The organism is [Leptolyngbya] sp. PCC 7376, from assembly GCF_000316605.1.
Lineage (GTDB): Bacteria > Cyanobacteriota > Cyanobacteriia > Cyanobacteriales > MRBY01 > MRBY01.
Genome location: NC_019683.1, coordinates 1128166 through 1151985, shown reverse-complemented (window position 1 = coordinate 1151985; position 23820 = coordinate 1128166). Strand labels below are relative to the sequence as shown.

The window sequence follows — 23820 nt, the reverse complement described above, 5'->3', positions numbered from 1 at the left end:
AAAACTTCTAGATTGGCAAAAACGGTAATTTATGAGTTTATCCAGCTAATTATTTATGTCAGAGCATTTGGGAAGCATTGTCGGATTATTTCGCAAATGTAAGCATGGTGAGTCATTGCGAACAGAACAGTCAGTCTTTCTAGAAAAAGGTTTTGGCATTCAAGGAGATGTAAATGGTCATCTCATCAGCCCGAGACAAGTGCTGATGGTTCGGCATGAGGATTTAGAGGAAGAAGCGATCGCCCCCGGTTCCTTAAGAGAAAATCTTGTTGTTCAAAATATTGATGCTGACAATCTCAAGCCCGGTTCATTGCTGGAATTTGAAAGTGGTGCAAAAGTTCGTTTGACCTTTTACTGTGAGCCTTGCAAGAAAATTGAGTCTTTTGTCGAGGATTGGAAAGGCTTTAAAGGGAAACGTGGGGTATTGGGAGTTGTTGTCGAGTCAGGGAAGGTGGCGATCGCCGATTCTATCCAAGTAAAACTAAACGCATTTCCGGCATTATCAGAAATTCCCTATGAGCGGTTTTTGGGATTTATCGCGCACATTCCAGAAGGGAAAGTTGTGACCTACCGCGAAGTGATTTTAGGGATGGGTGTAGACCGCAGTTATTATCGAGCGTTGCCGCAATATTTCCGCAAGACTTCACCCGCTGAATATCCTCTCCATCGCATCCTTAATTCCAAAGGCGAACTGATTAGCCATGTGCCAGATCAATTGACGAAGTTGCGAACGGAAAAGGTTGATGTAGCTCAGATTAAAGCCTCTCAGAAAGTCAATCTCAAGCAATATTTATGGCAAGGGACAGGACTTTTTTGAATGGGCCTATTTTCTGGCGATCGCATACATAACATCGATATCGAGAGCGGTAACGTTGTGGTCCCGCAGATAGTCGATATTTTGCCGATAGATTGTTTGTCTGATTTCGGGGTCTAATTTTTCAATCACACCACGAAAGCCACCCCCTAACATCATTGTCCACCAGTCTTCTGGTTTGTTTAAAGGATGAGCTATTGATTCACTAATGATTTCAATCTGTGTGGCATCTGCCGATAAAAGTAGCTTTTCAAGAGATTGAGGGGTTTTAATCGATTCCCAAGGCAGAGGTTTCGCGAAGAAATTCTGGTTAACGGCTCGTACGGTCTGTTTAAAAAGCGAGTTGCCCGGCTCAAAGACATTGTTACCCCAAGAGGTGATAACCAGTTTTCCACCGGGACGCAGCATTCGCAGCAATTCTCTCAATGCGGCTTGCATATCATCCACAAAAAATATGCCGAAGACACAGATGATCGCATCAAAATGATTATCGGGATAGCCTAACTCAGTGAAATCGCCGCAACGAAATTCGATATTATCTAATCCTTGTTGAGTGGCTTTTTGGCGTGCTAAATCCAGTAAAGAATTTGCTAAATCAACGCTAATCACTTTCCCTGTCGAACCGACTTTTTCTGCCGCTGGCATGGCCGACGCACCACTACCACTGCAAACATCTAAAACGCGATCGCCCTCTTTGAGAGCAAGGTTGTCTACTGTGTTTTGTCCGAAGCGATTCCAGAAGGATAGGGTTGGATGATCGAAAGTATCTGCCGCAGTATTAAAAATGCTTTGAATTTCTTCAGTGAGTTCTTTTTTACTCGGCATGATTTGGTCATCCGCTGTGAAATTTATCCCATTCTAGCGAGCCATCGAGATCGGTAGTGAGAGCGTAAATGTGACTAATTTTGAGGCGGGCTCTAGTGTTAATTCACCGCCGTGGGCACGGACAATTTCCCTCGACAAACTTAAGCCCAAGCCAAAGCCTTCTACTTTACGGTTATGAGATGAATCTTCTCGCTTAAATCTCTCAAATATTTTCTGGCGATCGCCCCCCTTTAATCCCTTGGAAGGATTGCTGATTTTGAGGATGATATTTTGCTTTGCTTGAAATGTTTCGATGGCGATTAAACCTTGGGGCACATTGTATTTAATGGCATTCGTGACGAGATTTTGAAGTACCTGAGTCAAGAGTTGGCGATCACCTTTAAGCTTTAAATTTGGGGCGAGTTGCAATTGTAATTGTAGCTCAGGTGCCATCAACTCGATATCTTCTGCGAGTTCTGAAACCAGTTCCGAAAAATCAATTGTTTGGGATTGCAGCTTCATTTGACCCGCATCAGCCAAGGATAAAAGCAATAGTTTTCGAGTGATAGAATTCAGCCGCCGGATTTCATCGAGTAATCGCCCAAAGGTTTGTTGTTGTGACGAACCAGCAGGAGCGGTTTGCATTGCTTGTTCCAATTCTCCCTGCAAAATCGCGAGAGGCGTTTTTAGTTCATGCGCTGCGTCTCCACTAAAACGAGAAGCTTGTTGAAAGCTCCGTTCGAGCCTCTCCATCATTTGATTGAAGACATTGACCAACTCTAAAAATTCTGTATCCAGTCCATTGGAAGATGCTCGCTGATCCAACCCTTTTGCCGTAATTTTTTTGAGAACACTTGTAATATTTTGCACAGAGCTTAAAGCATTACTTGATAACCACCATGCCCCTGCCATCACAATCACCAACGTGGCAGGAATGAGCAGCACAAAGATATTGCGAATTAACGCCATCTCCTGATCAATCACGTCTAAATTAATGGCGATCGCCATCTGAACAAATGGTGAGGAAACGGTTCCTAAACGCCATGAGCCAGTCGAAGTGTGTTGGGTGGTTAAGGATGATAATTTGATTAGCTCTTGAATGATTTCAGGATTGGGGGGGCGACGCGGTGTGTCTCGATTCCCAGGGAGATTGGGTCGACGTGGATTTATTGGAAAATTATTGGGGAGATCCGGCTGAGGGGGAAAAGTGAGATAGCTATTTAAATCGTTGTCCCAATTGGCAGATTGGTAAATCAGGGTTTGCTCTGTGCCATAAACCAAAACCAAACTATTCGCCGTCAAATCATCCGAAAAAAACAACTCACGGGATTCTTCTAAAGTTTGCCAAGCTTGATCCGATCTTGGCCTAGAGGCATCTCTGATTAATCTGGCTTGGAGATCTTGGTCAAGATTTTGGGTTTTAGACTGGTAGAGCAAAATGTAGGAAATGCCACCAAAACCAGACACTGCAACACTTGCTAAAAGGGCAGCAAACAGGGCAATGCGGAGACGAAAAGAAGAGAGTTTCAATGGCTTTTATCCCTGAAATTAAGCGGCAGTCTCAGGCTTACGGAAGCGATATCCGACGCCCCGCACACTTTCAATGCAACCTTTGCCATTAACTTTGTCGAGTTTTTTTCTGATGCGTTGGACGCAGACATCCACAATATTGGTGTTGGGATTAAAGTCATACCCCCAAACATGTTCCAAAATTTGTGTTCTGGTAAATACTCGCCCCGGCGATCGCATTAAATACTCTAAAAAATTAAATTCCCGCGAGGTGAGCTCCACCGCTTTGTCATTGCACATTACTTCCCGTGCCAAGCGGTCTAATTTCAACGGCTCGACAATCAATATATTTTGGCGATCGCCCGACACCCGCCGAATGACTGCATGGATACGGGCAACCAACTCTTCCACAAAAAATGGTTTTGCAATATAGTCGTCCGCCCCGAGATTTAAACCACTCAGGCGATCGTCTAGTTCATTCCGCGCTGTGAGCAAAATAACAGGCGTTTGATTTCCCGCATTCCGAATCCCTTTGAGAATCGCCAGCCCATCCTTTCCCGGCACCATAATATCTAAAACGATTACGTCATATTTTTGGTGGAGCGCCCGATCATATCCATCATTGCCATCATCGCAATAGTCCACCATGAAACCTTGTTCTTTTAGACCTGCCTGAACAAATTCCGCAATTTTTATTTCATCTTCGACATAAAGAATATGCATCAAAACCCTTGGAATCTCACGCTTTCATCTTAGATTTTTTTGTTCCAAATCAAGATTACAAATCTGTAATTGAAAGAGACATTAATCTGTAATTTTTATGGTGCTCAATAGGGATTGTAGACATCAAGGTTCTTTAAACATGATTAATTTCCGTCGTACATTACTCCTCATTGCAACTCCTCTCGTAATCGGTTCTGTCGGATTGGTGAGCGTCAATCGCGCTACTGCCCAAGCCGATATCAACGTTAAACAAGAACAAACAGAAAAAATGGGTGGCAGAAAACATAAGCGTCCTGATTTTGCGGCAGCAGCCAGCGAACTTGGCGTTACCGAAGATGCATTAAAAACTGCACTCGGTGTACCTGAGACTCGCCCCGAAAATGGTGAGCGTCCTCCCCGCCCTGATTTTGAAGCAGCGGCTAATGAACTGGGTGTAACAGAAGAAGCTCTGAAGCAAGCTCTCGGTGTTCCTCGTCGTCAACGTCCTGATTTTGAAGCGGCAGCAACGCAGCTCGGTATTACTGAAGCAACTCTCAAAACCGCGCTTGGTTTGCCTGAGACTCGCCCCGAAAATGGTGAGCGTCCTCCCCGTCCTGATTTTGAAGCGGCAGCAAATCAGCTCAGCATTACTGAAGCAGAACTTAAGGCAGCTCTTGGGATTCCCGAAGGAGGCTTTCAGCGCGGTCAGCAACAATCAAATCAATAGTCCAAATGAGTTGACTGAGTGCGTGGCAGTATTCAGTTGCTCAATCTCTACACACCATAGGTGAATATGAGGCGGTCAACGGCGATCGCCTTATTTTTTTATTAGAAAAAATATCTGATTTGTTTGGATTTGGTTTGATGTCAATGTTGGCGATCGCCGCCCCTTAAAAAGTAAAAACGGCGATCGCCACAAAGAGAAAAAATCTAGAAGAAAGGAAAGCTTGGAATTACTTTCTGAACTTCATCTACCAAACGGTTTTGTAGTTCTCGTGCGAGAGTATCAGTTACCGCATTGAGAGCTGCTTGGGCAAAGCTAGTTTGTCCAGTTGCTGCCACATCAAATACACAACCATCCAGCAATTCATCTTCCACACCTGCTGCCTGACAAGTATCGAGAGCATCACGCACTTGCACTGGAGAAGCTTGATTGAGCGTGAAAAATGACGATGGGAAATCGAAATTCGTAAATGTGGCCATCGACTGACCCGGCAAGTAATCGAATAGGGATTCACCTTGGCGGACACGCCAGCTATCACCAAATTGACGGTAGAGATTTTCGAAATAAGCGCTCTCTAACTGACGCACAGGAATGACTGACGGTAGCGCTCGATCCAACATATTGGTTGCCACGCTGTAAGTAGATTTTGCTGGAATAACAGTGCCATCGCGACTCATCAAATCGTCGTCAGGATCTCGATTGAAATTACCGAGTAAACCAATCACATCACGGCGATGCTCTGTGCGAATGAGGGGCATAATGTTGAGAAAACGACTGCCCGCTACCGTGATACTTTTAACGCGTACTTGGTCGCCACTAGGCCAAATAATGCCGTAGTCACCACTGCCCTGTCGTTGTACTTCGCCGTTGTTGTCGAGGGCAACTGCCGAGCCGTTCATTGCTAGTGGGGAACCATTCAGCCAAACCTTTGCATCGTCACCATCGACGTAAATCGCGAGGCGATCGCCGCAGACATTCATAGCCACAGCCGTATTCAGAGAAAGATTATCGCGCTCAGGAACCCGCTCTTGGCGAGTTTGCACCTCGAAGCTGCCGTCATCAGATTTAGTGAGAATATATTCTCCTAGAGTTTGAAAGCTGTAATGGAAGCCGTCAAAGGTGTTGATGTGGGGGTCACCGTAGCTACGACCTTGCTGAACATCATCCATCGAGTCGGTATTGATTTCGCAAAAGTCGCCTTCATTTACCAAGGTTTGGCCAGGACTCGGCGCAGCGGAAAAGAGGATAAGACAAGCACTAAGAAAGAAAAGTAACGCCCAGCGAAGGAAACGCCAGCGCTGTTGCAAGTAGGAAAGTAAAGACATACAAAATTGGAAAAGTTACAGGAAATGTTGAGCAGATTTTTGGGTGTAATCAACAACTCCGCCCATGACACAAAAGAGTAGGGATTTTGCTCGAAACCTAAACCTGTGATTTTTTATGGGCGGTGTATCTATCCCTTTAGCTTCGGAGCCAAAGAGGCAGAGTCAGTATAAGAATGCCCTTTTGTTTCGAGGTCGGTAACGGAAATCTTGGCGAGTCGTTCTTGTTCAAACCTTTTAACGCTGAATTACAGCGGCGATCGCCTTATTTCTTTATTGGCTATTTCTCAAACATTTTTAGAATGGAAACAAGCATGATTGTCGTCCATTCATTAAGGGCATCTGATGAATCAAACAGCCCGAAGACTTCTAATTGTTTCATTATTGGCACTGTCGCTGTTGCCTGTCTTTTTATTCATCCCGCATTATCGAAATATTTATTTAGCGCTTGAGCCGTACCACGTAGAAGGGATTGGGGTTTGTTGGCTGGGTTCTTATGTGATTGCGAATCTCTGCGCACCCACATTTATGCAGGGGCCAGCCAGCAAAATTGAATATGAAAAGAGTGGCCCTCGAACAATTATCGAGCTTTATTTCAGTGTGATGATGATTACTTTTGTTGCTCTTGCGGTGGTAACGGTTGTCCTTTGGTGTATTGGCTGGCTATTGTTTTTTGTGGAATGGATACTCTACTTGTTCAAGGAATTTATAAAAAGTTTGATACTTTGATGATTGGTTTTCCTGCTTTAAAAAGAGGAGTGTTTATAACTGCGTCCAGTATTTTAAGTTGATTGATCAACACAATAGTTTGGTGGTGGGCGATCGCCCTGTTTTTGACCAAAAACATCTAATTTTTTTGATAAGACCTAATTTTCTTGATGTAATGCTGGATTATTATGTCTAAACTGCGAATTTTAAGTTTTTAGGTTAGTCTCATCGAGTTTTCAGGATTTGTTGCAATGATGAAGAGTGAGTTAAAGCAAATCTGGAAAGGTCAATATGAGCTGGTTTGGCAAAGCTTTTTTAATGGCAGGTTTAGGCTTGACCCTTGTTGCCTGCGGTCAGTCGGATAATGCGCAGCAAGAAAAATTAGTGCTCACAGGTTCGAGTACGGTTGCTCCCCTTGCCAATGAATTGGGCAAAAAGTTTGAAGCGGCAAATCCCGGCATTCGCGTCGATGTACAAACCGGTGGATCTTCCCGAGGATTTTCTGATGCTGCCGAAGGATTAAATGATTTGGGGATGGTTTCCCGCGATCTCAAACCAGAGGAAAAAACAGCGTTTCAGGATTGGGCGATCGCCAAAGACGGTTTAGCGATGATCGTCCATGCCGACAATCCTCTTGATGCTTTAGAAGATGACGAAGTGGCGGCGATTTTCCTTGATGCAGAAAATAACTGGCAAAATTTGGGTGGTAACGACGGTCAAATTACCGTGGTCAATAAAGCTGAAGGACGTTCGACACTCGAATTATTTTTAAAGCATTTTGAGCTGGATAATGCAGAGATTCAGTCAGACGTGGTGATTGGTGATAATCAACAGGGCATTAAAACGGTTGCCGGAAATCCTAATGCTATTGGCTATGTCTCTATCGGTGCGGCGGAACAGGAAATTGCAGCGGGTACACCGATTAAACTTCTCGCGATGAATGGCATTACAGCCTCTACCGAGAATATTCAGAATGGCACTTTCCCCCTTGCCCGCACCCTCAATTTGGTGAGCAAAGATGTACCTGTTTCCCTAGCCCAAGACTTTATCGAATTTGCGCGATCGCCCGAAGCCTATGACGTGGTTAAAGCCCAAAGCCTTGTCCCGTTGGATGTCCAAACTGCCCAGAGCGATCAAGCAAAACCGCCATCCTAGTTTGAATGCCGACAAAATTTTGTTGTGGGTGTTGCAGGGGACTGGTCTTGTTTCAGGGATTTTGGTGCTCTTAATTCTTCTTTTTTTGCTGCGAGAATCATTTCCCATTTTCCAAAAATATGGGCTCACAGTTTTGTTCAGTGATGAGCGTTGGCAACCCACAGCCGGACAATTTAATATTTTGCCGATGATTCTTGGGACGCTCTGGACAACTGTTGGGGCGATCGCTGTTGCTTTGCCATTGGGGATTTTGTCCGCAATTTTTTGCCAATTCTATGCACCGAAATGTTTAGCGAATTGGTACCGTCGTCTATTGGAATTACTGGCTGGGATTCCGTCAGTGGTATACGGCTTTTGGGGATTGGTTGTGCTCGTGCCGCTCATCACAAAACTGCAACCACCGGGTACGAGTTTACTCGCTGGCATTGTGATTTTGGCGTTAATGATTTTGCCGACGGTGGCGCTAATTGCTGATGCAAGTTTAGGGAAAGTGCCGACCAGTTATCTGCGCGGTGCAAAAGCTTTGGGTATTTCACGATGGGGCATGGTCTGGGGCGTTGCTGTTCCTGCGGCAAAATCAGGTTTAGTGACAGCGGGAATTTTGGCGGCGGGTCGCGCTTTGGGAGAAACAATGGCAGTGCTCATGGTGTGCGGAAATGTGGTAAAAGTGCCCATCAGCATTTTCGATCCAGTGCGTACCCTCACCGCAAATATTGCCCTCGAAATGGCCTATGCTCTGGGTGATCATCGCGCGGCTTTATTTGTTAGTGGACTTTGTTTGATGGTGGTCGTGATGCTATTAATTCTGGCGGCTGATTGGGTTGTGTCGGAGGAGGGAGTCAATGGTTAGTCAGCGATTGGGCGATCGCCTATTTTCTTTTCTTATTTGGTTAATCCCTCTAGGCATTACAAGTCTTTTCTTGTGGATTATTGGCGATATCTTTTGGCATGGTTTAGGACAAATTAACTGGCAATTTTTGACTGCTGCACCCATTGATTCCGGCCGTGATGGCGGGATTGCACCGATTATTCTTTCTACTGCCTACATCCTCATAATTTGTATGGGTGTGTCGTTACCGTTGGGAGTGGGTACAGCTTTGTTGTTGGCCGAATTTTGTGATGCTTCCTCTCGTTTTGGACGGCTAGTTCGCCGGAGTTTGGATATTTTGGCAGGAGTTCCTTCGATTGTGTTTGGGCTATTTGGAAATGCACTTTTCGTCAAAGTTTTTGGGTTTGGCTTTTCGATTTTAGCGGGAGGATTAACCCTCGCTTGTATGGTTTTACCTCTACTCATCCGCTCGACAGAAGAAGGGTTACGCGCTGTACCGCGCACCTACCGTCTCAGCTCTGCTTCTCTCGGCATTTCCCACACGAAAACTCTTTGGCATTTAGTTTTACCCGCTGCAATTCCCGGTTTAGTTGTTGGTTTTACCCTCGGGCTCGGACGGGTGATCGCCGAAACAGCTGCCTTGATTTTCACCAGTGGCTATGTGGATCGAATGCCGACATCTTTGCTAGATTCGGGTCGAAGTCTGTCAATTCATATTTATGATTTGGCGATGAATATTTCCAATGGCAACGCCAATGCCTACGGCACTGCGAGTATTCTGATTTTGCTACTTTTACTGATTAATGGCAGCACAAGTTTGCTGGGAAATTACTGGATGCGCCGCCACCTCAAATTTTGAAATTGCGCTAATTATGCCGATGACCACTCTACAGCCCTCTTCCAAACTTTCTCGCCGTCCTGTGTCCATGCGCACGGAGCGACTCAGTTTACGGTATGGCGAAAAAATGGCGTTCCAAGATATTTCTCTCGAAATTCCTGCCCAACAAATTACGGCGATCGTCGGGCCATCGGGATCGGGGAAAAGTAGTTTTCTAAATTGTCTAAATCGATTAAGTGATTTAACTGCTGGCTGTCAGGTGACGGGCAAAGCTTATCTCGCAGGTCAAAATATTTTTGATCCGAAACTCGATGTCATTGCGCTGCGCCGTCGAGTGGGAATGCTGTTTCAACAACCGAATCCTTTTCCTTTTTCTATCTATAAAAATCTTGCATTTCCCCTGCGAGAACATGGGTGCAAAGATCGTACCGAAATTGACCATCGAATCGAATCTAGTCTAAAAGCTGTGGGACTTTGGGATGAAGTAAAAGATTGTCTCAAACGTAGTGCGTTGAGATTATCCGGCGGGCAGCAACAGCGACTTTGTTTAGCGCGTACCCTTGCCCTTAAACCCGAAGTGATTTTAATGGATGAGCCTTGCAGCGCCCTCGATCCAATATCTACTCAAGTGATTGAGGATTTGATTCGAGAGTTGGGCGATCGCCACACCATTGTTATCGTTACCCACAACCTCGCCCAAGCAAGACGTATTGCCCACCAAACAGCGCTTTTTTGGACACAAGAAAATTGTGGCAAGCTGATCGAAGTTGCTCCAACAGCACAATTTTTTGAGCAACCCAAAAACCCACTAACTCAGGCTTATGTCAGTGGGTTACAAGGCTAAATATTGAGCGGTTATTTACTTGTAAAAATCGCTGTGGGAAGGTACTGTCTCGTAAACCTTTTCTTTCTCTTGCTGTTGCTCTACGTGCTGCTTGAGTTGTAGTTCAGGCAGGATGGGAGAGAACGGCTGATGCAAACTAATCATTTGCGCCAAGGTTTTTTTCAGCTCTGTGCGGGACACAATCGCATCAACAAAACCATGTTGCAACAAATATTCGGAAGTTTGGAAATCGTCGGGGAGCTTTTCGCGGAGGGTCTGCTCAATAACTCGTCGTCCCGCAAAACCAATGGCTGCCTGGGGTTCCGCCAAAATAAGATCGCCTAACATCGCGAAACTTGCAGTGACACCGCCCATCGTTGGGTGAGTGAGGACGGGAATATAAAGTAGTTTCTTTGCTCGGTGACGTTCTAAAGCACCAGAGATTTTCGCCATTTGCATGAGGCTGAGCATCCCTTCCTGCATCCTCGCCCCCCCGGAAGCGCAGAGAATCACAACGGGTAAGCCTTCGGCTGTGCCGTGCTCTACGAGACGACAAATTTTCTCCCCAACGACAGATCCCATACTGCCGCCCATAAAGCCGAAGTCCATGATGGAGAGGGCAATGGGTAAACCATCGATTAGGCCTGTACCAGTAACAACAGCATCGTTGAGGCCAGTTCTTTCTTGGTAATCTTTGAGGCGATCGCTATAAGCTTTTTTATCGCGGAATTTAAGGGGGTCGGTTGGTGCAATATCTTTGCTCAGTTCTTGCCATGTGCCGTCGTCGATCAGTTGACGAACTCGGTCACGACTGCCGACGCGGTTATGAAAGCCGCATTCTTTACACACCATCTGATTGTTGATCAAATCTTTGGTGTAGGTCAGGACATCGCAGGATTTACATTTCGTCCATAACCCATCCGCAATTTCGCGCTCTTGCTGGGGGTTGAGGGCTGTTTCATTGTTCTGGCGATTTGCCGCAAACCAATCAAAAAGAGACATAAGCGATAGTGACGGGACATCAAATAATACCCTGATTAGTCGTCTTCTTGGGGACTGAGGAGCAAACGAGCCGTCCATTGATCTTGTGATCGCACCTGGAGTGCAGCTTGACTTCCTTGTCCGCAGTAGATCCCTAATCCAATGCTGAGGACACGATTTGGGATGCTATGGGACTCTAGCAGTTGACCCATGAATTCGGCTTCCCAGCGGGCTTTTGTGGTTCTAATTGTAGTCCAAGTCACAGTTTAGAAAAAGTCAATGGTGATGGTAAATGGTCATGGCGATCGCCTAATTGCTGATATGGTGCGGCGATCACCTCGGTTTGAACGCGGTCATTTGGCGATAAAGTTCTTCGACGATAGCACCGAAAAATCGGGGATTACCAATCCGTTTATGGCTTGTAACATCTTCTATAATGGGCGGGTTTATTCAGGTTGGAGAGAAGTGAAATGTCCTTGCCCCACAAGCAGATCGGCGTTGCGGTGATTCGGAATGACGCAGGTGAAATTTTAATTGATCGTCGTCTAGATAAAGGGGATATGGCCGGTCTCTGGGAATTTCCCGGCGGCAAGATTGAGGCTGGTGAAACGGTAGAGGCTTGTGTTGCACGCGAAATAAAGGAAGAAATTGCGCTGGATATCAAAGTGGGCGATCGCCTAATTCTGATTGAGCATGACTATCCTAAATTTAAAGTGTCGCTCCATGTGCATTGGTGTGACTATTTGGGTGGAGAACCAAAGGCAATCGAGTGCCAAGAAATTGTATGGGTGAAACCAGCCGACTTGGGCCAATACGAATTCCCTGAAGCGAATCAAGCCATTATCAATGCAATTCAGAAGGCATAGATATCTTCCATAACAATCGGGAACCTCAACCAGATACCCTCGTCAAAACTCATATCTGGTGTGAGGAATCACCGGAAAGCGCTTAGGGTCGAAACAAGGACAGACACCTAGGCGTTTTTCTTTGGCGACTCTGTTTGGACTGCTTTTTCATAGGCTTGGCGTGCTGCTGCTTGTTGAGCCGCTTTTTTTGACCGTCCAAATCCAGAACCCAGCAATATATCCCGCAGCCAAACCTCCGAACAGAAGAAATCTTCTTCGCTCTTCGACTTGGGATTTTTTTCTACTTTATAAGTCGGCAAAACATGGTGTTCGCTCTGAGTCCACACCTGCAACGCATCCTTATAATTTTGGCGGGCTGGATCTCGTTTAATTTCTTCGGCTTTAATTTTTAGCGGTGCATCGAGCCACGGATGCACTAGCGATAAATCATTCGTTGAGAGAAATAACGCCCCAAGATTTGCTTCAAATGCATCCGCGAGTAGTGAGACTAAACCTGCTCCTTCGTAATGACCGTGGTACAGCAAATATTTCTGAAAGTTGTAGCTCTCGGCAAACTCGGCTAGGGTGCGATCGCTGACCAGAATAGATCGAATTGCCGCAAATTCTCCCACTGGTTCGTCGGGATATAGCTCGTAAAGCACTTCTGAAGCTGCTAGACGAACAACGGCATCGCCAATAAATTCGAGTTGTTCATAGTTTTGGTCGGGCGAAATGCTCGGGTGAGTCAATGCCAAATCCATCAAATCCCAGCGAATCCGAGAGTGATCCGACAACCCTAATCGCTCCATTAGCCGCACTAAACTTTTTTGTCGTTGGGGAGGGAGCTGTGCCATTGCAAATCGGGAGTTTGAACTTTTACACGATAGCAATATTCTTCTGGTTTAGAACGTCGCTACAATGACGAAAATGAGTTCGTGTTTCTGAGCGGTATTAATGGCTGATTTCTATTTAGTGATTACAAATCCAGATGTTGATGAAGAGGATTTAGAAGCGGATATTTTGAATTTTGCGGAAGAGCTTCAGCAACAACCCGGAGTGAATGCAGTTGAGATGGTGACGGAAACTGCGGCTCCTGATGGTGCAAAGGGAATAGGGAAAGCTGTTGCCGGATTCTTAGAACTTGATATTGCGGCAGAAATGGCGGGTGAAGTTATTTCTGCTGTGAAGGAGATGGCGCAAGGGCGAGACGTTGAGATTATGAAAAAAGAGGCTGATGGTAGCGGCATCAAAGTGAAAGCAAATGTAAATGATTTGCCTGCGGTAAAAGATTTTTTGAATAGCTTGGATTAGGGAATGGGAAAGTTTGCACTCTTAGTTGGGGTCAGTGAATATAAGCATTTAGAGGAGAAACAGCAGCTTCCAAATGCGGCGCGGGATTTGGAGGCGATGCGGAATGTGTTGGAGCCTGCGGAGCTTGGTGGCTTTGAGGTGGCATGTCTGAATAATCCGGATAAATCCACGCTGGAAATCGCTATCTATAATCTCTTTACGAATCGCCAAAAAGAAGATGTCGTGCTCTTTTATTTTTCTGGGCATGGAATGCGAGACAAGCAATTCAATTTGTATTTTGGGTTGTCGGCGACGCAGCAAGACCAAAAAGCCGTAGTTATTCCGCCGACAGCAACGGACGCGCGGTATCTCCATCAGCAAATAGGAAATAGTCGCTCAGAACGACAGGTGATTATTCTGGACTGTTGTTTTAGTGGGGCGTTTGCGAAGGGATTAATCGCAAAGGGTGAGCAGGCAAAGCTCGATATTAAACCAGATGAGCTAGGCGGTAAGGGTCGAGCAATTCTGACATCCTCGACTTCAACACAATATTCTTTTGCCCATGAGGACTCGGAACTCTCAATCTACACGCATTATTTAGTGGAAGGGATTCGGACTGGGGCAGCAGATCTGGATAGTGATGGGATGATCTCGGCGGATGAGCTATATCGCTATACGGAGGAAAAGATTCATCAGGAGTCTCCGGCAATGAGTCCGAAGTTTTATCCGGTGCAAGGAGGCTATCGAATTACGGTTTCGAATGCGCCCCAGGGGAATGCGTTGGTGCAATATCGCAAAGCGGTGCTGGAAATGGTGCGGGAAGACCATGAGGATATTGATTTTATTGCAGGGGAGTTTGATGTGATTAATCGGGCGACTCTGGATGAATATCAACTGAGCTGGGGTGTGGAGGAAACGGAAGCAGCAGCGATCGAAACTGAGGTGATGAAACCCTATCGGTTGCGGCAGGAAAAGCTGAAAAAGTTTGAGGTGATAGTTACCAAGGCGACTCAGAAAAAAGCGGACTTACGGGAACGGGATGTTAAAAAGTTGCGGCGGTTTCAGGAGTCGTTGGGACTACGAGATGAGGATGTGGCGCAATGGATTCCTGCTGAGATAAAGCAGGTGACTCAAGCGGCGACGTCTAAAGCACCAAAGCGAGAAACAGAAGAACGACCGAAATCATTTACCGAGGAGCTGGGGAATGGGGTGAAGCTGGATATGGTTCTCATTCCGAAAGGCCGCTTCATGATGGGAATGTCAGATGATGAGATCGAAAAGTTAGTCAAAAAATATAAGTGGGATGGTTTTAGGCGAGAAGCGCCCCAGCATCGAGTTGATATTACCCAGGCATTTTATATGGGGAAATATCAAGTAACTCAGGGGCAGTGGCAAGCTGTAATGGGGGATAATCCGTCAGAGTTTCAGAATGGGGATGATTATCCTGTTGAGCAGGTTTCTTGGGATGACTGCCACGAGTTTTTAGAGAAGCTGAATCCACAAACTGGCAAAAGTTTTCGGCTACCGAGTGAGGCTGAGTGGGAATACGCTTGTCGGGCGGGAACAACGACTCAATATTATTTTGGGGATGATGCAGAGCAGTTAGGAAAATATGCTTGGTTTGCTGATAATAGTGGCGATAAAAATATTGATAGTTCAGAAATTTGGCGAACAGATTCAGGTAACTATGGAAAACGAATTCTTGGAAATAATTGCAGAACGCATCCTGTCGGTCAAAAAAAGCCAAATCAATTTGAACTTTTTGATATGCATGGCAATGTGTGGGAGTGGTGTGAGGATGATTTTGAGGATAATTACAAGACTCCGAGAACTCAGAAATCTTTTGTCGGTTCTGGTGATCAAAAAGTTCTTCGCGGCGGCGCTTGGGCCTTCGATCCAGAGCGTTGTCGTTCGGCCATTCGTGACTTCAATTCCCGCGGCGTTCGCCCCGACGTTATCGGTTTCCGTGTTGTTGTCACCCCCCAGTGATTCTGCCCTTTGCACTCTTGCCCTCTGCCCTCGCGCGATTTTTGTAGTGTGCATGTAATTTTAAGTTGGATCAGAGAGGTATTTGTGAGATGAGTAGCCTGATCGTTTTCGCCTTACGGCGATCAAATTTGTAGGATGGGTGGCGCGAGGAAAAAGCTTAATTTTGGTGATCAATTCTCATCGAGCAAAACCCATCAATTTTGAATGGTCGATTGCGCCCAAATTTTCAAAAAGATGCGTTACGGCAGATAGGAGCATATTGGCAATGATCCAAAATTTATTGCTGCCTCCACGCATCCTACGCTTTCGGGGATAAATTCTTTTGATTTTAGGAATGGTGCATTGGCTTGTTGAAGTAAAAAATAACGATTCAACAACAGAATCATTACAGCCAGAAAAACCTAGGTTAGGCTGAAAACAAAACTCAACTGCTCATCATTTCCAGAAAAATAGAGGCAGATAATCATGAACCCTTTAATCTTTGTCCTGCTCGCATTTGGTGGCGCGGGCGTCTTTGGTTCCGTCAAAATTGTTAATGAGAAAAACCAATATTTAATCGAAAGCCTCGGCAGTTATAAAAAAACCCTTGGCCCCGGCCTAAACTTCGTTACACCATTTATCGATAAAGTCGTTTACCACGAGACAACCCGCGAAAAAGTCCTCGATGTCCCCGCGCAATCCTGTATTACCCGCGATAACGTTTCTATCAGTGTGGATGCGGTCGTGTACTGGCGCATCGTTGACATGTACAAGGCATACTACAAAGTCGAAAGTCTCCAGTCGGCGATGGTTAACCTCGTTTTGACCCAAATCCGTTCTGAGATGGGTAAACTCGAACTCGACGAAACCTTTACTGCTCGCACAGAGATTAACGAACTCCTTCTCCGCGAACTCGATATTTCCACTGACCCTTGGGGCGTAAAAGTAACCCGTGTGGAACTCCGCGACATTATGCCCTCGAAAGCTGTACAGGATTCGATGGAACTCCAAATGGCAGCGGAACGGCAAAAACGTGCTTCTATTTTGACTTCTGAGGGTGAACGGCAATCGGCGATTAACTCTGCCCAAGGTCGCGCCGAATCCCAAGTCCTCGAAGCAAAAGCGCAGAAACAAGCCGCTATTCTTCGGGCTGAAGCAGAAAAAGAGGCGATCGTGATGCGAGCAGAAGCGGAACGCCAAGAAGCAATTCTTCGTGCCCAAGCATCCGCCCAAGCGACTCAAATCGTTGCCCAGCAGCTACAAACTAGCCCAAATGCTCCAGAAGCGTTGCAATTTATTTTGGCTCAGGAGTATCTTGAGATGGGTCAAACCATTGGCAAGAGCGGTAGCAGCAAGGTGATGTTCCTCGACCCGAATAGCATGATGTCTACCCTTGAGGGTATGAAATCTGTGATTGGTAACGGCGATATGGCTTCGCTAAAGTCGAGCCTCAATAAACTCAGCTAGATATTTAGTTAGAGCATTTCAGTGGGATGTCTAACGCAGGATCCCCCTAAATCCCCCTTATCAAGGGGGACTTTTTATTGGTTATTTGTTGTCCAAAAATAAGCCAATACCGTTGTTGACGCGCCCCACAGTGGATGAGTGGCGATCGCCTAGATCTCCTCCCAGCACCAATGCCGAAGAACCGCCGCCATCAAGGTTTAAGGCATCTACCGCGCCCAAATGCAGAAGGACTTCAGACCATTCTCTGAGGGTTGCGCCAGAGGTTTCTGCTGCTGTGCCATGTACTGTCGCTAAGAGAATTTTGCCGTCTCGGGTACGGGCGATCGCACTGCGGGATGCGGACTGAGAATTAAATGCCTTACTAAATTGTTCGCCTTCTCCATTCAGTACAACTTGACCTTTTTGGAGGAGGAGAGGCCCTGCCCCCATAATGTTTGGGAAGTTTTCGAAGCTAGAAGGATTTAGAGTTGAATATCGCTGAAATGCTGTACCCACAGGTAATTTATCCGCGCCACTCCGAAATGATCGAAACGCCAACAAGTAGCCATTTTCTGGAATGACATAGCGATCACCCCCAGCTTGGCCACCCTGTTTACGGTCAAGCACGATTTCCGAAGTGCCACGAGAATCAATCACCAAAATGACTTCGTTATCCACTGTTGTTTGGTAGCGATCGCCCCAAGCCTTTGTATAGCGAGAAACCCCTGCTTTCACGTAGCCACTGTTGAGAAAATCGATGGTTAGTTGTTCGCCATTATCCGCGACGATATCTTCCCGTAAGCTCAATCGATCAAAGACCCAATTGCCATCGTTGTCCCAAGCCACAGCGCCGCGATTCAAAATCGGACTAGAGCGCCATTCACCATTCGTTTGCACTGCTCCCAGCGGATACTGATTATTTCGATTGAAAAATCCCGCATTAATTCCGGCGATCGCCCCACTGGTCTGCACCTGAGTCAACATCGGCGCTAAACCCACAATCGTTTGCTCAGACGGCGAAATAGGCTTTAAGATAAACGAATTTTTTTTAGGGTTGATTTCGAGCCATGTGACCGCAAACCCACCATTATTTTTACCCGGCAACACCACATTATTTTGTCGCCAAGTCATACCCTTTAACCACGCAATATTACGGCTGGGGCGATTATCTCGACTGAGATCAATCACTAAACGTGGTGGATTTGCCAAACTCAATACCCGCATCTGTGGAGCCCAGTTTTCCGGCACACTGAGGATTGTCTTATTTCCAGATTGAGTCAGATCGAAAATTTGTTGAGGTTTTGGCTTGGGGATTGCTGGTGCATTCTGTGAGTCAAAGGGTTCAAACGGCGGAATTTTAAAATCGTTTTGTTTGAGAAAGGAGTCGAGCTGAGCCCCAGAATTTGCTTGGATTTCAATTTTATTTGAAGCTGATTGTCGCCACGCCACTGGCCGATCCAAATCGACAACAATGCGCTTTCCCCAATCTTGATTTCCAACTCGAATGTTTGAAATTTTTGCTTGAGGTGTTGTCAGTTCCAGCTCATTGCCCCGCTGTTGCCATTGCCAACCAGCAGTCTTCGCAAAGTCTGTAATGTCAAGATATCTATATGGATTTGAAAAATTAATCGAGAGGCGATCACCCACCCCAAACCATTCAATCGGTTGCTCATCCGTTCGGTTCGTATCTAGTAGTTTGACACCAAGGCTTTTCTCTAAACCCAGCGACTCGATTCCGATTTTTGTTTCGCCGGCCTCTGTCCACACAGCCCAGTGGCCGCGGAGATTCTGGCCATTAACCCGAAGGCGATCACCCTCAAACTCGATCACCTGAGGATTCGCGGCGATCGCTGACCGTTCCTGAAACTGCACCCCAGCTATTTCCACCACAATACTAGGGTCACTCAACAGTACTAGACCCCCTGTCATTAGCCCTAGCCACCCCTTACTCATTTCCATACCAACTCCATCAATTACCTATGACCCTATACCTAGAGAAGGGTTCCATTCACTATATTGTTCTACCCTGATATACTTGATTCCTCCGAGTTTACCCACTAAACAAACAATTTTTTTCCTATAATGTGCCTACACTATTTTTGTTAGCGGTTTTGTCAAGTCCCTGCTCAAAGAAAATTTACCCAGAACAGCAGTGAACTAGCAAATAAAGTGTTCACCAAGGTCAGCCTCATGACTTGAACCATGGCAAAATATGGTTCGCTTATGCTTGACTATCTCAAAAATACAAGTATCTTAGATGAGGCTTCAGTGTGGTATACCTCGATTTCCAGTATCCACAGAAGTGTCGTTATCTATAAAGAATAACCATTCACTAAACCCAATCTTGCGCCTATTGTCAAAGGGCTTTTTTACCAACTCCTACCTATGGATCGAGACATAATGAATCAGCACCCCAATTCCTCAACGCAAAATACTTCGACAGAAGCAAAGTACTACACCGGTCCCCGTTGGCTTGTGGAAGAGCGGGATGCCTGTGGTGTCGGTTTTTTAGCCTATAAAGATGGTCGTAAAACCCATAAATTAGTAGAGCAAACCCTGACAGCGCTGGGCTGTATGGAGCACCGGGGTGGCTGTACTGCTGACCGTGAATCCGGTGATGGTGCTGGCGTGATGACAGCATTGCCTCACGAACTCTTCGCGACATGGTTCCAAGAGCAAGGTATTGAACAACCTGCGCCGGAGTCCTATGGTGTCGGGATGATCTTTTTGCCCCCCGATGAGGCAGAGCGACAGACGGCTAAGGGCATTGTAGAAAAAAATCTTGGCGATCGCTCCTTTAAGATCCTTGGTTGGCGGGAAGTCCCGGTAAATCCCAACACGTTAGGTATTCAAGCCCGCGAAAACCAGCCCTATATGGCGCAAGTTTTTGTAACCTCAGAGAAAGGCTTAACTGGCGATGCACTAGACAAAGCACTCTACGTTGTTCGCTCTGCAATTGGTAAGCATCTTAGTGATGTCTTTTATGTCTGCACTCTCTCATGCCGCACGATTGTCTATAAGGGCATGGTTCAATCCGAAGTGCTTGGCAAGTTCTACAAGGATTTAAAGAACCCTCTATTCAAGAGTGAGTTTGCGGTTTATCACCGTCGCTTTAGTACCAATACAATGCCGAAATGGCCTTTGGCACACCCGATGCGTCTGCTCGGCCATAACGGTGAAATTAATACCCTCATCGGTAATATCAATTGGATGAAGGCACGGGAAAATATCCTGGAGATCCCCGGTTGGGAAAAAGATGATATTGAAGCGCTCCATCCCATTGTCAATGTCGAGAATAGTGATTCCTTTAACCTCGATAGTGCTTTAGAAATGCTTGTCCGGGCTGGGCGATCGCCGATGGAAGCGGCAATGATCCTCGTGCCAGAAGCCTATCAAAACCAGCCTAGTCTTGTTGACCACCCCGAAATCACTGATTTCTATGATTATTACGCAGGTATGCAAGAGCCTTGGGATGGCCCTGCTCTGCTCGTATTCAGTGATGGAAAAACCGTTGGTGCAACCCTCGACCGTAATGGTTTACGTCCCGCTCGTTATTGTGTGACCAAAGATGGCTACATTCTTGTTTCCTCTGAAGCCGGTGTTGTGGATGTGCTCGATGAAGAGATTGTCGAGAAAGGTCGCCTTGGCCCCGGCCAAATGGTTGCGGTTGATTTTAAGACCCAGGAAGTACTCAAGAATTGGGATATTAAACAGCGTGTGGCAAAGGCACAGCCCTATGGTCAGTGGCTCAGTGAAAATCGTCAGGTTCTCGAAACCCAGTCATTTCTAACTGAACCCACAACTGTAAAAGAAGACTTACTCCGTCTCCAAACAGCATTTGGCTACACCGCAGAAGACGTAGATATGATCATCAACGCCATGGCAGAGATGGCAAAAGAGCCTACCTTCTGTATGGGTGATGACATTCCGTTAGCGGTATTGTCTGAAAAACCTCGTTTACTGTTCGATTACTTTAAGCAGCGGTTTGCGCAGGTCACAAACCCCCCCATTGACCCCCTTCGCGAAAAACTCGTGATGTCCCTCAATATGTATTTGGGTGAGCGAGGTAGTCTTGTTGATTGCGATGCAAAAGATGCAAAGGTTCTCAAAATTGATAGCCCAGTACTGAATAATGCCGAACTAGAAAAAGTTAAAGCTGGTGCGATTCAATCCACGACCTTGAGCACAAACTATGCGATCGCCACAGGCCCTAGTGGTTTAGAAGCAGCTCTGAAAGCACTCTGTACAGCAGCGGAAGATGCGGTGAAATCTGGTGCGAAAATTATCATTCTTAGTGATCGCTTCAATGGCACAGTAAGTGAAGAACAGAGTTTTATTCCGCCTTTGTTGGCAACCGGTGCAGTTCACCATCATCTAATTAGTGCGGGTTTACGTCTAAGCGCATCCATTGTTGTGGATACAGCCCAATGTTGGAGTACTCACCATTTTGCTTGCTTAGTAGGTTACGGTGCATCGGCAGTTTGCCCTTACCTTGCTCTCGAAGCAGTACGTCATTGGTGGCATAATCCCCGTACTCAGAAGCAAATGGAAAAGGATCAAATTCCTACAATTTCCATCGAAAAAGCACAAGAAAATTACCGTTATGCGATTGAAGCTGGCCTCCTGAAAATCCTCTCGAAGATGGGGATTTCTTTGCTGCCGTCTTATCATGGTGCGCAAATTTTTGAAGCCCTTGGTCTTGCAATGGATGTGATTAATACTGCATTCAAAGGCACAACTTCTCGCGTTGGTGGTATGACCCTCACAGATTTGGCGCAAGAGGGGATTGCATTCCATGGCCGCGCATTCCCTGAGTTGTCGATTAAGAAGCTCGCGAATTATGGCTTTGTGAACTACCGCAAGGGTGGTGAATATCACATGAATTCACCGGAGATGACTAAGGCACTCCATAAAGCAGTTGCTGCTTATAACAGCGACGATAAGACAGATGCTTATGATCATTACGATGTTTATCAGAAATATCAGAGTGATCGCCCCGCAACAGCTCTCCGTGACTTACTTGATTTCGAAAGTGACAGACAATCCATCGATATCAGCGAAGTAGAGTCCATCGAGGCGATCGTTAAGCGCTTTTGCACTGGCGGTATGTCCCTCGGTTCTCTTTCCCGGGAAGCGCACGAAACTTTGGCGATCGCCATGAACCGTTTAGGTGCAAAATCCAATTCTGGTGAAGGTGGTGAAGATCCTGTCCGTTTTAAAGTCCTCAATGATGTAGATGGTGCGGGTGATTCTCAGACCTTGCCTCACCTCCACGGCCTCCGCAACGGTGATACCGCAAGCTCTGCGATTAAGCAGGTTGCCTCTGGTCGCTTTGGTGTCACTCCTGAATACCTTATGAGTGGTCGCCAAATCGAAATTAAGATGGCTCAGGGTGCAAAACCTGGTGAAGGTGGTCAACTCCCCGGTCGTAAAGTCAGTGAATATATCGCGATGCTCCGGAATTCTAAGCCCGGTGTTACGCTTATTTCACCTCCTCCCCACCACGATATTTACTCTATTGAGGACTTGGCGCAGCTCATCTATGACTTGCACCAAATCAACCCCAATGCTGGTGTTTCTGTGAAACTGGTAGCTGAAATTGGTATCGGTACCATCGCCGCTGGTGTCGCGAAAGCGAATGCAGATGTGATTATGATTTCTGGTCATGATGGTGGTACCGGCGCATCACCTCTGAGTTCTATCAAACATGCGGGTTGTCCTTGGGAACTCGGTGTGACAGAAGTCCACAAGACGCTCATGGATAATCAGTTGCGCGATCGCGTTACTCTTCGGGCAGACGGTGGTCTCAAAACTGGTTGGGATGTCGTCATGGCGGCTGTAATGGGTGCAGAAGAATATGGCTTCGGTTCTATCGCAATGATTGCCGAAGGTTGCATCATGGCCCGTGTTTGTCACACAAACCAATGCCCTGTAGGTGTTGCGACCCAACAAGAACGTCTCCGGAAGCGCTTTAAGGGTGTACCCGCTGATGTGGTGAACTTCTTCTACTTTGTCGCTGAAGAAATCCGTTCTATCCTTGCAAAACTCGGTTATAAGAGCCTCAACGAAATTATTGGTCGTGCCGATCTGTTGAAGCCCCGCGCTGAAGCAAAATTGACCAAGACTTCTGGTTTAATTCTTGAGTGCCTCACTAATCTTCCTGATGTGCGCACTAATCGCGATTGGCTAAACCATGGTGACCTCCATAACAATGGCCATGTTCTCGATGACGATATTTTGGCTGATGCAGCAGTTCAGAAAGCGATTCGTGAGCAGGGTGCCTTAACCAAGGAAATGAAAATTATCAACACCGACCGTACTGTCGGCGCAAGAGTCTCTGGCTTTATCGCGAAGCAGTATGGTAATGAAGGCTTTGAGGGTGAGTTGAACTTTAACTTCAAAGGCTCCGCAGGTCAGAGTTTTGGCGCGTTCAATCTCCTCGGCATGACGATGCACCTTGAAGGTGAATCCAATGATTATGTTGGTAAGGGCATGAATGGCGGTGAAATTATCGTGATTCCTAGCGCTAAGTCAGAATTTGCTGCAGCGGATAACGTGATTATCGGTAATACCTGTTTATATGGTGCGACTGGCGGCACACTCTATGCGAATGGCCGTGCTGGTGAGCGTTTTGCTGTACGGAACTCCAAAGGTAAGGCTGTTGTTGAGGGCACTGGCGATCACTGTTGCGAATACATGACTGGTGGTGTGATTGTTGTGCTCGGTGATGTTGGTCGTAATGTTGGCGCAGGTATGACGGGTGGTTTGACTTACATCCTTGATCCTGAAAATACGCTGCCCGCCAAGATGAACACTGAAATCGTCAAGATTCAGCGGATTTCCACTGGTGCTGGTGAAGCGCAACTAAAGGATATGATTACAGCCCATGCTGAGAAGACAGGTAGTCCAAAAGCTAAGGCAATTCTCGCGGATTGGGCGACTTATCTATCGCAGTTCTGGCAAGTTGTTCCGCCTTCTGAGGAAGGACGCTCCGAGGTTGCAGAGCAAAAAGAACTGGCTTCTGTCTAATACCACCTTGAATCTGTAATTTAAAAAATCCCA

At 46.3% G+C, this 23820-nt stretch carries 21 protein-coding genes; 13 read left to right on the top strand and 8 right to left on the bottom strand.

All coding sequences use genetic code 11. The annotated features are described in order from the left end of the window. Positions 1-55 precede the first annotated feature (55 nt). Positions 56-817: an MOSC domain-containing protein gene (locus tag LEPTO7376_RS05185; RefSeq protein WP_015133171.1), complete on the top strand. Its 762-nt coding sequence runs from the start codon at positions 56-58 to the stop codon at positions 815-817. Positions 818-823: 6 nt separating this feature from the next. On the opposite strand, the gene LEPTO7376_RS05180 is transcribed toward LEPTO7376_RS05185, so the two are convergent. Genes LEPTO7376_RS05180 through LEPTO7376_RS05170 form a run of 3 tightly spaced genes read right to left on the bottom strand, consistent with a single transcriptional unit; the run spans position 824 to position 3850 of the window. After that, a complete protein-coding gene (locus tag LEPTO7376_RS05180) occupies positions 824-1639 on the bottom strand; it encodes a class I SAM-dependent methyltransferase (RefSeq protein WP_015133170.1) in 816 nt (271 codons plus the stop codon). A 33-nt stretch (positions 1640-1672) separates the two neighbouring features. Then, positions 1673-3148, bottom strand: a complete 1476-nt coding sequence (locus LEPTO7376_RS05175; RefSeq protein WP_015133169.1) for an ATP-binding protein — start codon at positions 3146-3148, stop codon at positions 1673-1675. Positions 3149-3166: 18 nt separating this feature from the next. Continuing rightward, the gene (locus LEPTO7376_RS05170; protein WP_015133168.1) at positions 3167-3850 is read right to left on the bottom strand and encodes a response regulator transcription factor; all 684 of its coding nucleotides are present in this window, start codon (positions 3848-3850) and stop codon (positions 3167-3169) included. A 139-nt stretch (positions 3851-3989) separates the two neighbouring features. Here LEPTO7376_RS05170 and LEPTO7376_RS05165 point away from each other — a divergent pair, with 139 nt between their 5' ends. Next, positions 3990-4556, top strand: a complete 567-nt coding sequence (locus tag LEPTO7376_RS05165; protein WP_041765033.1) for a hypothetical protein — start codon at positions 3990-3992, stop codon at positions 4554-4556. A 203-nt stretch (positions 4557-4759) separates the two neighbouring features. Here the strand turns inward: LEPTO7376_RS05165 and LEPTO7376_RS05160 are convergent, their stop codons facing one another. Continuing rightward, a complete protein-coding gene (locus LEPTO7376_RS05160) occupies positions 4760-5878 on the bottom strand; it encodes a VWD domain-containing protein (protein WP_015133166.1) in 1119 nt (372 codons plus the stop codon). 342 nt (positions 5879-6220) lie between these two features. Between LEPTO7376_RS05160 and LEPTO7376_RS05155 the strand changes: the two genes are divergently transcribed. The 5 genes from LEPTO7376_RS05155 to pstB all read left to right on the top strand — a co-directional run bounded on the left by LEPTO7376_RS05155 (position 6221) and on the right by pstB (position 10249). Beyond that, a complete protein-coding gene (locus LEPTO7376_RS05155; protein WP_015133165.1) occupies positions 6221-6604 on the top strand; it encodes a hypothetical protein in 384 nt (127 codons plus the stop codon). A 270-nt stretch (positions 6605-6874) separates the two neighbouring features. Beyond that, positions 6875-7738 carry a phosphate ABC transporter substrate-binding protein gene (locus LEPTO7376_RS05150; RefSeq protein WP_015133164.1) on the top strand — a complete coding sequence of 288 codons (864 nt, stop codon included), beginning with the start codon at positions 6875-6877 and terminating at the stop codon, positions 7736-7738. Continuing rightward, positions 7695-8588, top strand: a complete 894-nt coding sequence (pstC, locus tag LEPTO7376_RS05145) for a phosphate ABC transporter permease subunit PstC (RefSeq protein ID WP_015133163.1) — start codon at positions 7695-7697, stop codon at positions 8586-8588. The genes LEPTO7376_RS05150 and pstC overlap by 44 nt, the downstream gene beginning before the upstream one ends. After that, positions 8581-9426, top strand: coding sequence for a phosphate ABC transporter permease PstA (gene pstA, locus LEPTO7376_RS05140; RefSeq protein ID WP_015133162.1), 846 nt, complete (start codon positions 8581-8583; stop codon positions 9424-9426). Before pstC ends, pstA begins: the two co-directional genes overlap by 8 nt. A 13-nt stretch (positions 9427-9439) precedes the next feature. Continuing rightward, positions 9440-10249: a phosphate ABC transporter ATP-binding protein PstB gene (gene pstB / locus LEPTO7376_RS05135; RefSeq protein WP_015133161.1), complete on the top strand. Its 810-nt coding sequence runs from the start codon at positions 9440-9442 to the stop codon at positions 10247-10249. Positions 10250-10264: 15 nt separating this feature from the next. Here the strand turns inward: pstB and accD are convergent, their stop codons facing one another. Together accD and LEPTO7376_RS05125 are read right to left on the bottom strand one after the other, a co-directional pair. Continuing rightward, on the bottom strand, positions 10265-11230 hold the full coding sequence (gene accD, locus LEPTO7376_RS05130; RefSeq protein WP_015133160.1) for an acetyl-CoA carboxylase, carboxyltransferase subunit beta: 966 nt from the start codon (positions 11228-11230) through the stop codon (positions 10265-10267). A gap of 35 nt (positions 11231-11265) precedes the next feature. Then, positions 11266-11472 (bottom strand): hypothetical protein, encoded by a 207-nt coding sequence (locus tag LEPTO7376_RS05125; RefSeq protein WP_015133159.1) that lies wholly within the window; start codon positions 11470-11472, stop codon positions 11266-11268. 16 nt (positions 11473-11488) lie between these two features. Between LEPTO7376_RS05125 and LEPTO7376_RS26205 the strand changes: the two genes are divergently transcribed. Together LEPTO7376_RS26205 and mutT are read left to right on the top strand one after the other, a co-directional pair. Beyond that, positions 11489-11716: a hypothetical protein gene (locus LEPTO7376_RS26205; RefSeq protein ID WP_160148385.1), complete on the top strand. Its 228-nt coding sequence runs from the start codon at positions 11489-11491 to the stop codon at positions 11714-11716. Continuing rightward, positions 11680-12075 (top strand): 8-oxo-dGTP diphosphatase MutT, encoded by a 396-nt coding sequence (mutT, locus tag LEPTO7376_RS05120; protein WP_015133158.1) that lies wholly within the window; start codon positions 11680-11682, stop codon positions 12073-12075. Before LEPTO7376_RS26205 ends, mutT begins: the two co-directional genes overlap by 37 nt. A 107-nt stretch (positions 12076-12182) precedes the next feature. Here mutT and rnc read toward each other — a convergent pair whose 3' ends face one another. Beyond that, positions 12183-12908: a ribonuclease III gene (rnc, locus tag LEPTO7376_RS05115; protein ID WP_015133157.1), complete on the bottom strand. Its 726-nt coding sequence runs from the start codon at positions 12906-12908 to the stop codon at positions 12183-12185. Between the two features lie 100 nt (positions 12909-13008). Between rnc and LEPTO7376_RS05110 the strand changes: the two genes are divergently transcribed. The 3 genes from LEPTO7376_RS05110 (at position 13009) to LEPTO7376_RS05100 (ending at position 16779) form a co-directional block, all read left to right on the top strand. Then, complete coding sequence (locus tag LEPTO7376_RS05110) at positions 13009-13365, top strand: hypothetical protein (protein ID WP_015133156.1); 357 nt, start codon at positions 13009-13011, stop codon at positions 13363-13365. Positions 13366-13368: 3 nt separating this feature from the next. Then, the gene (locus LEPTO7376_RS05105; RefSeq protein ID WP_015133155.1) at positions 13369-15333 is read left to right on the top strand and encodes a caspase, EACC1-associated type; all 1965 of its coding nucleotides are present in this window, start codon (positions 13369-13371) and stop codon (positions 15331-15333) included. Between the two features lie 465 nt (positions 15334-15798). Beyond that, entirely contained in the window at positions 15799-16779 is a 981-nt protein-coding gene (locus tag LEPTO7376_RS05100) for an SPFH domain-containing protein (RefSeq protein WP_015133154.1), read from the top strand. Between the two features lie 81 nt (positions 16780-16860). Here the strand turns inward: LEPTO7376_RS05100 and LEPTO7376_RS05095 are convergent, their stop codons facing one another. Continuing rightward, positions 16861-18711 (bottom strand): phosphodiester glycosidase family protein, encoded by a 1851-nt coding sequence (locus LEPTO7376_RS05095; RefSeq protein WP_160148384.1) that lies wholly within the window; start codon positions 18709-18711, stop codon positions 16861-16863. Between the two features lie 447 nt (positions 18712-19158). Between LEPTO7376_RS05095 and gltB the strand changes: the two genes are divergently transcribed. Beyond that, positions 19159-23787, top strand: coding sequence for a glutamate synthase large subunit (gltB, locus tag LEPTO7376_RS05090; RefSeq protein WP_015133152.1), 4629 nt, complete (start codon positions 19159-19161; stop codon positions 23785-23787). Positions 23788-23820: the final 33 nt, after the last annotated feature.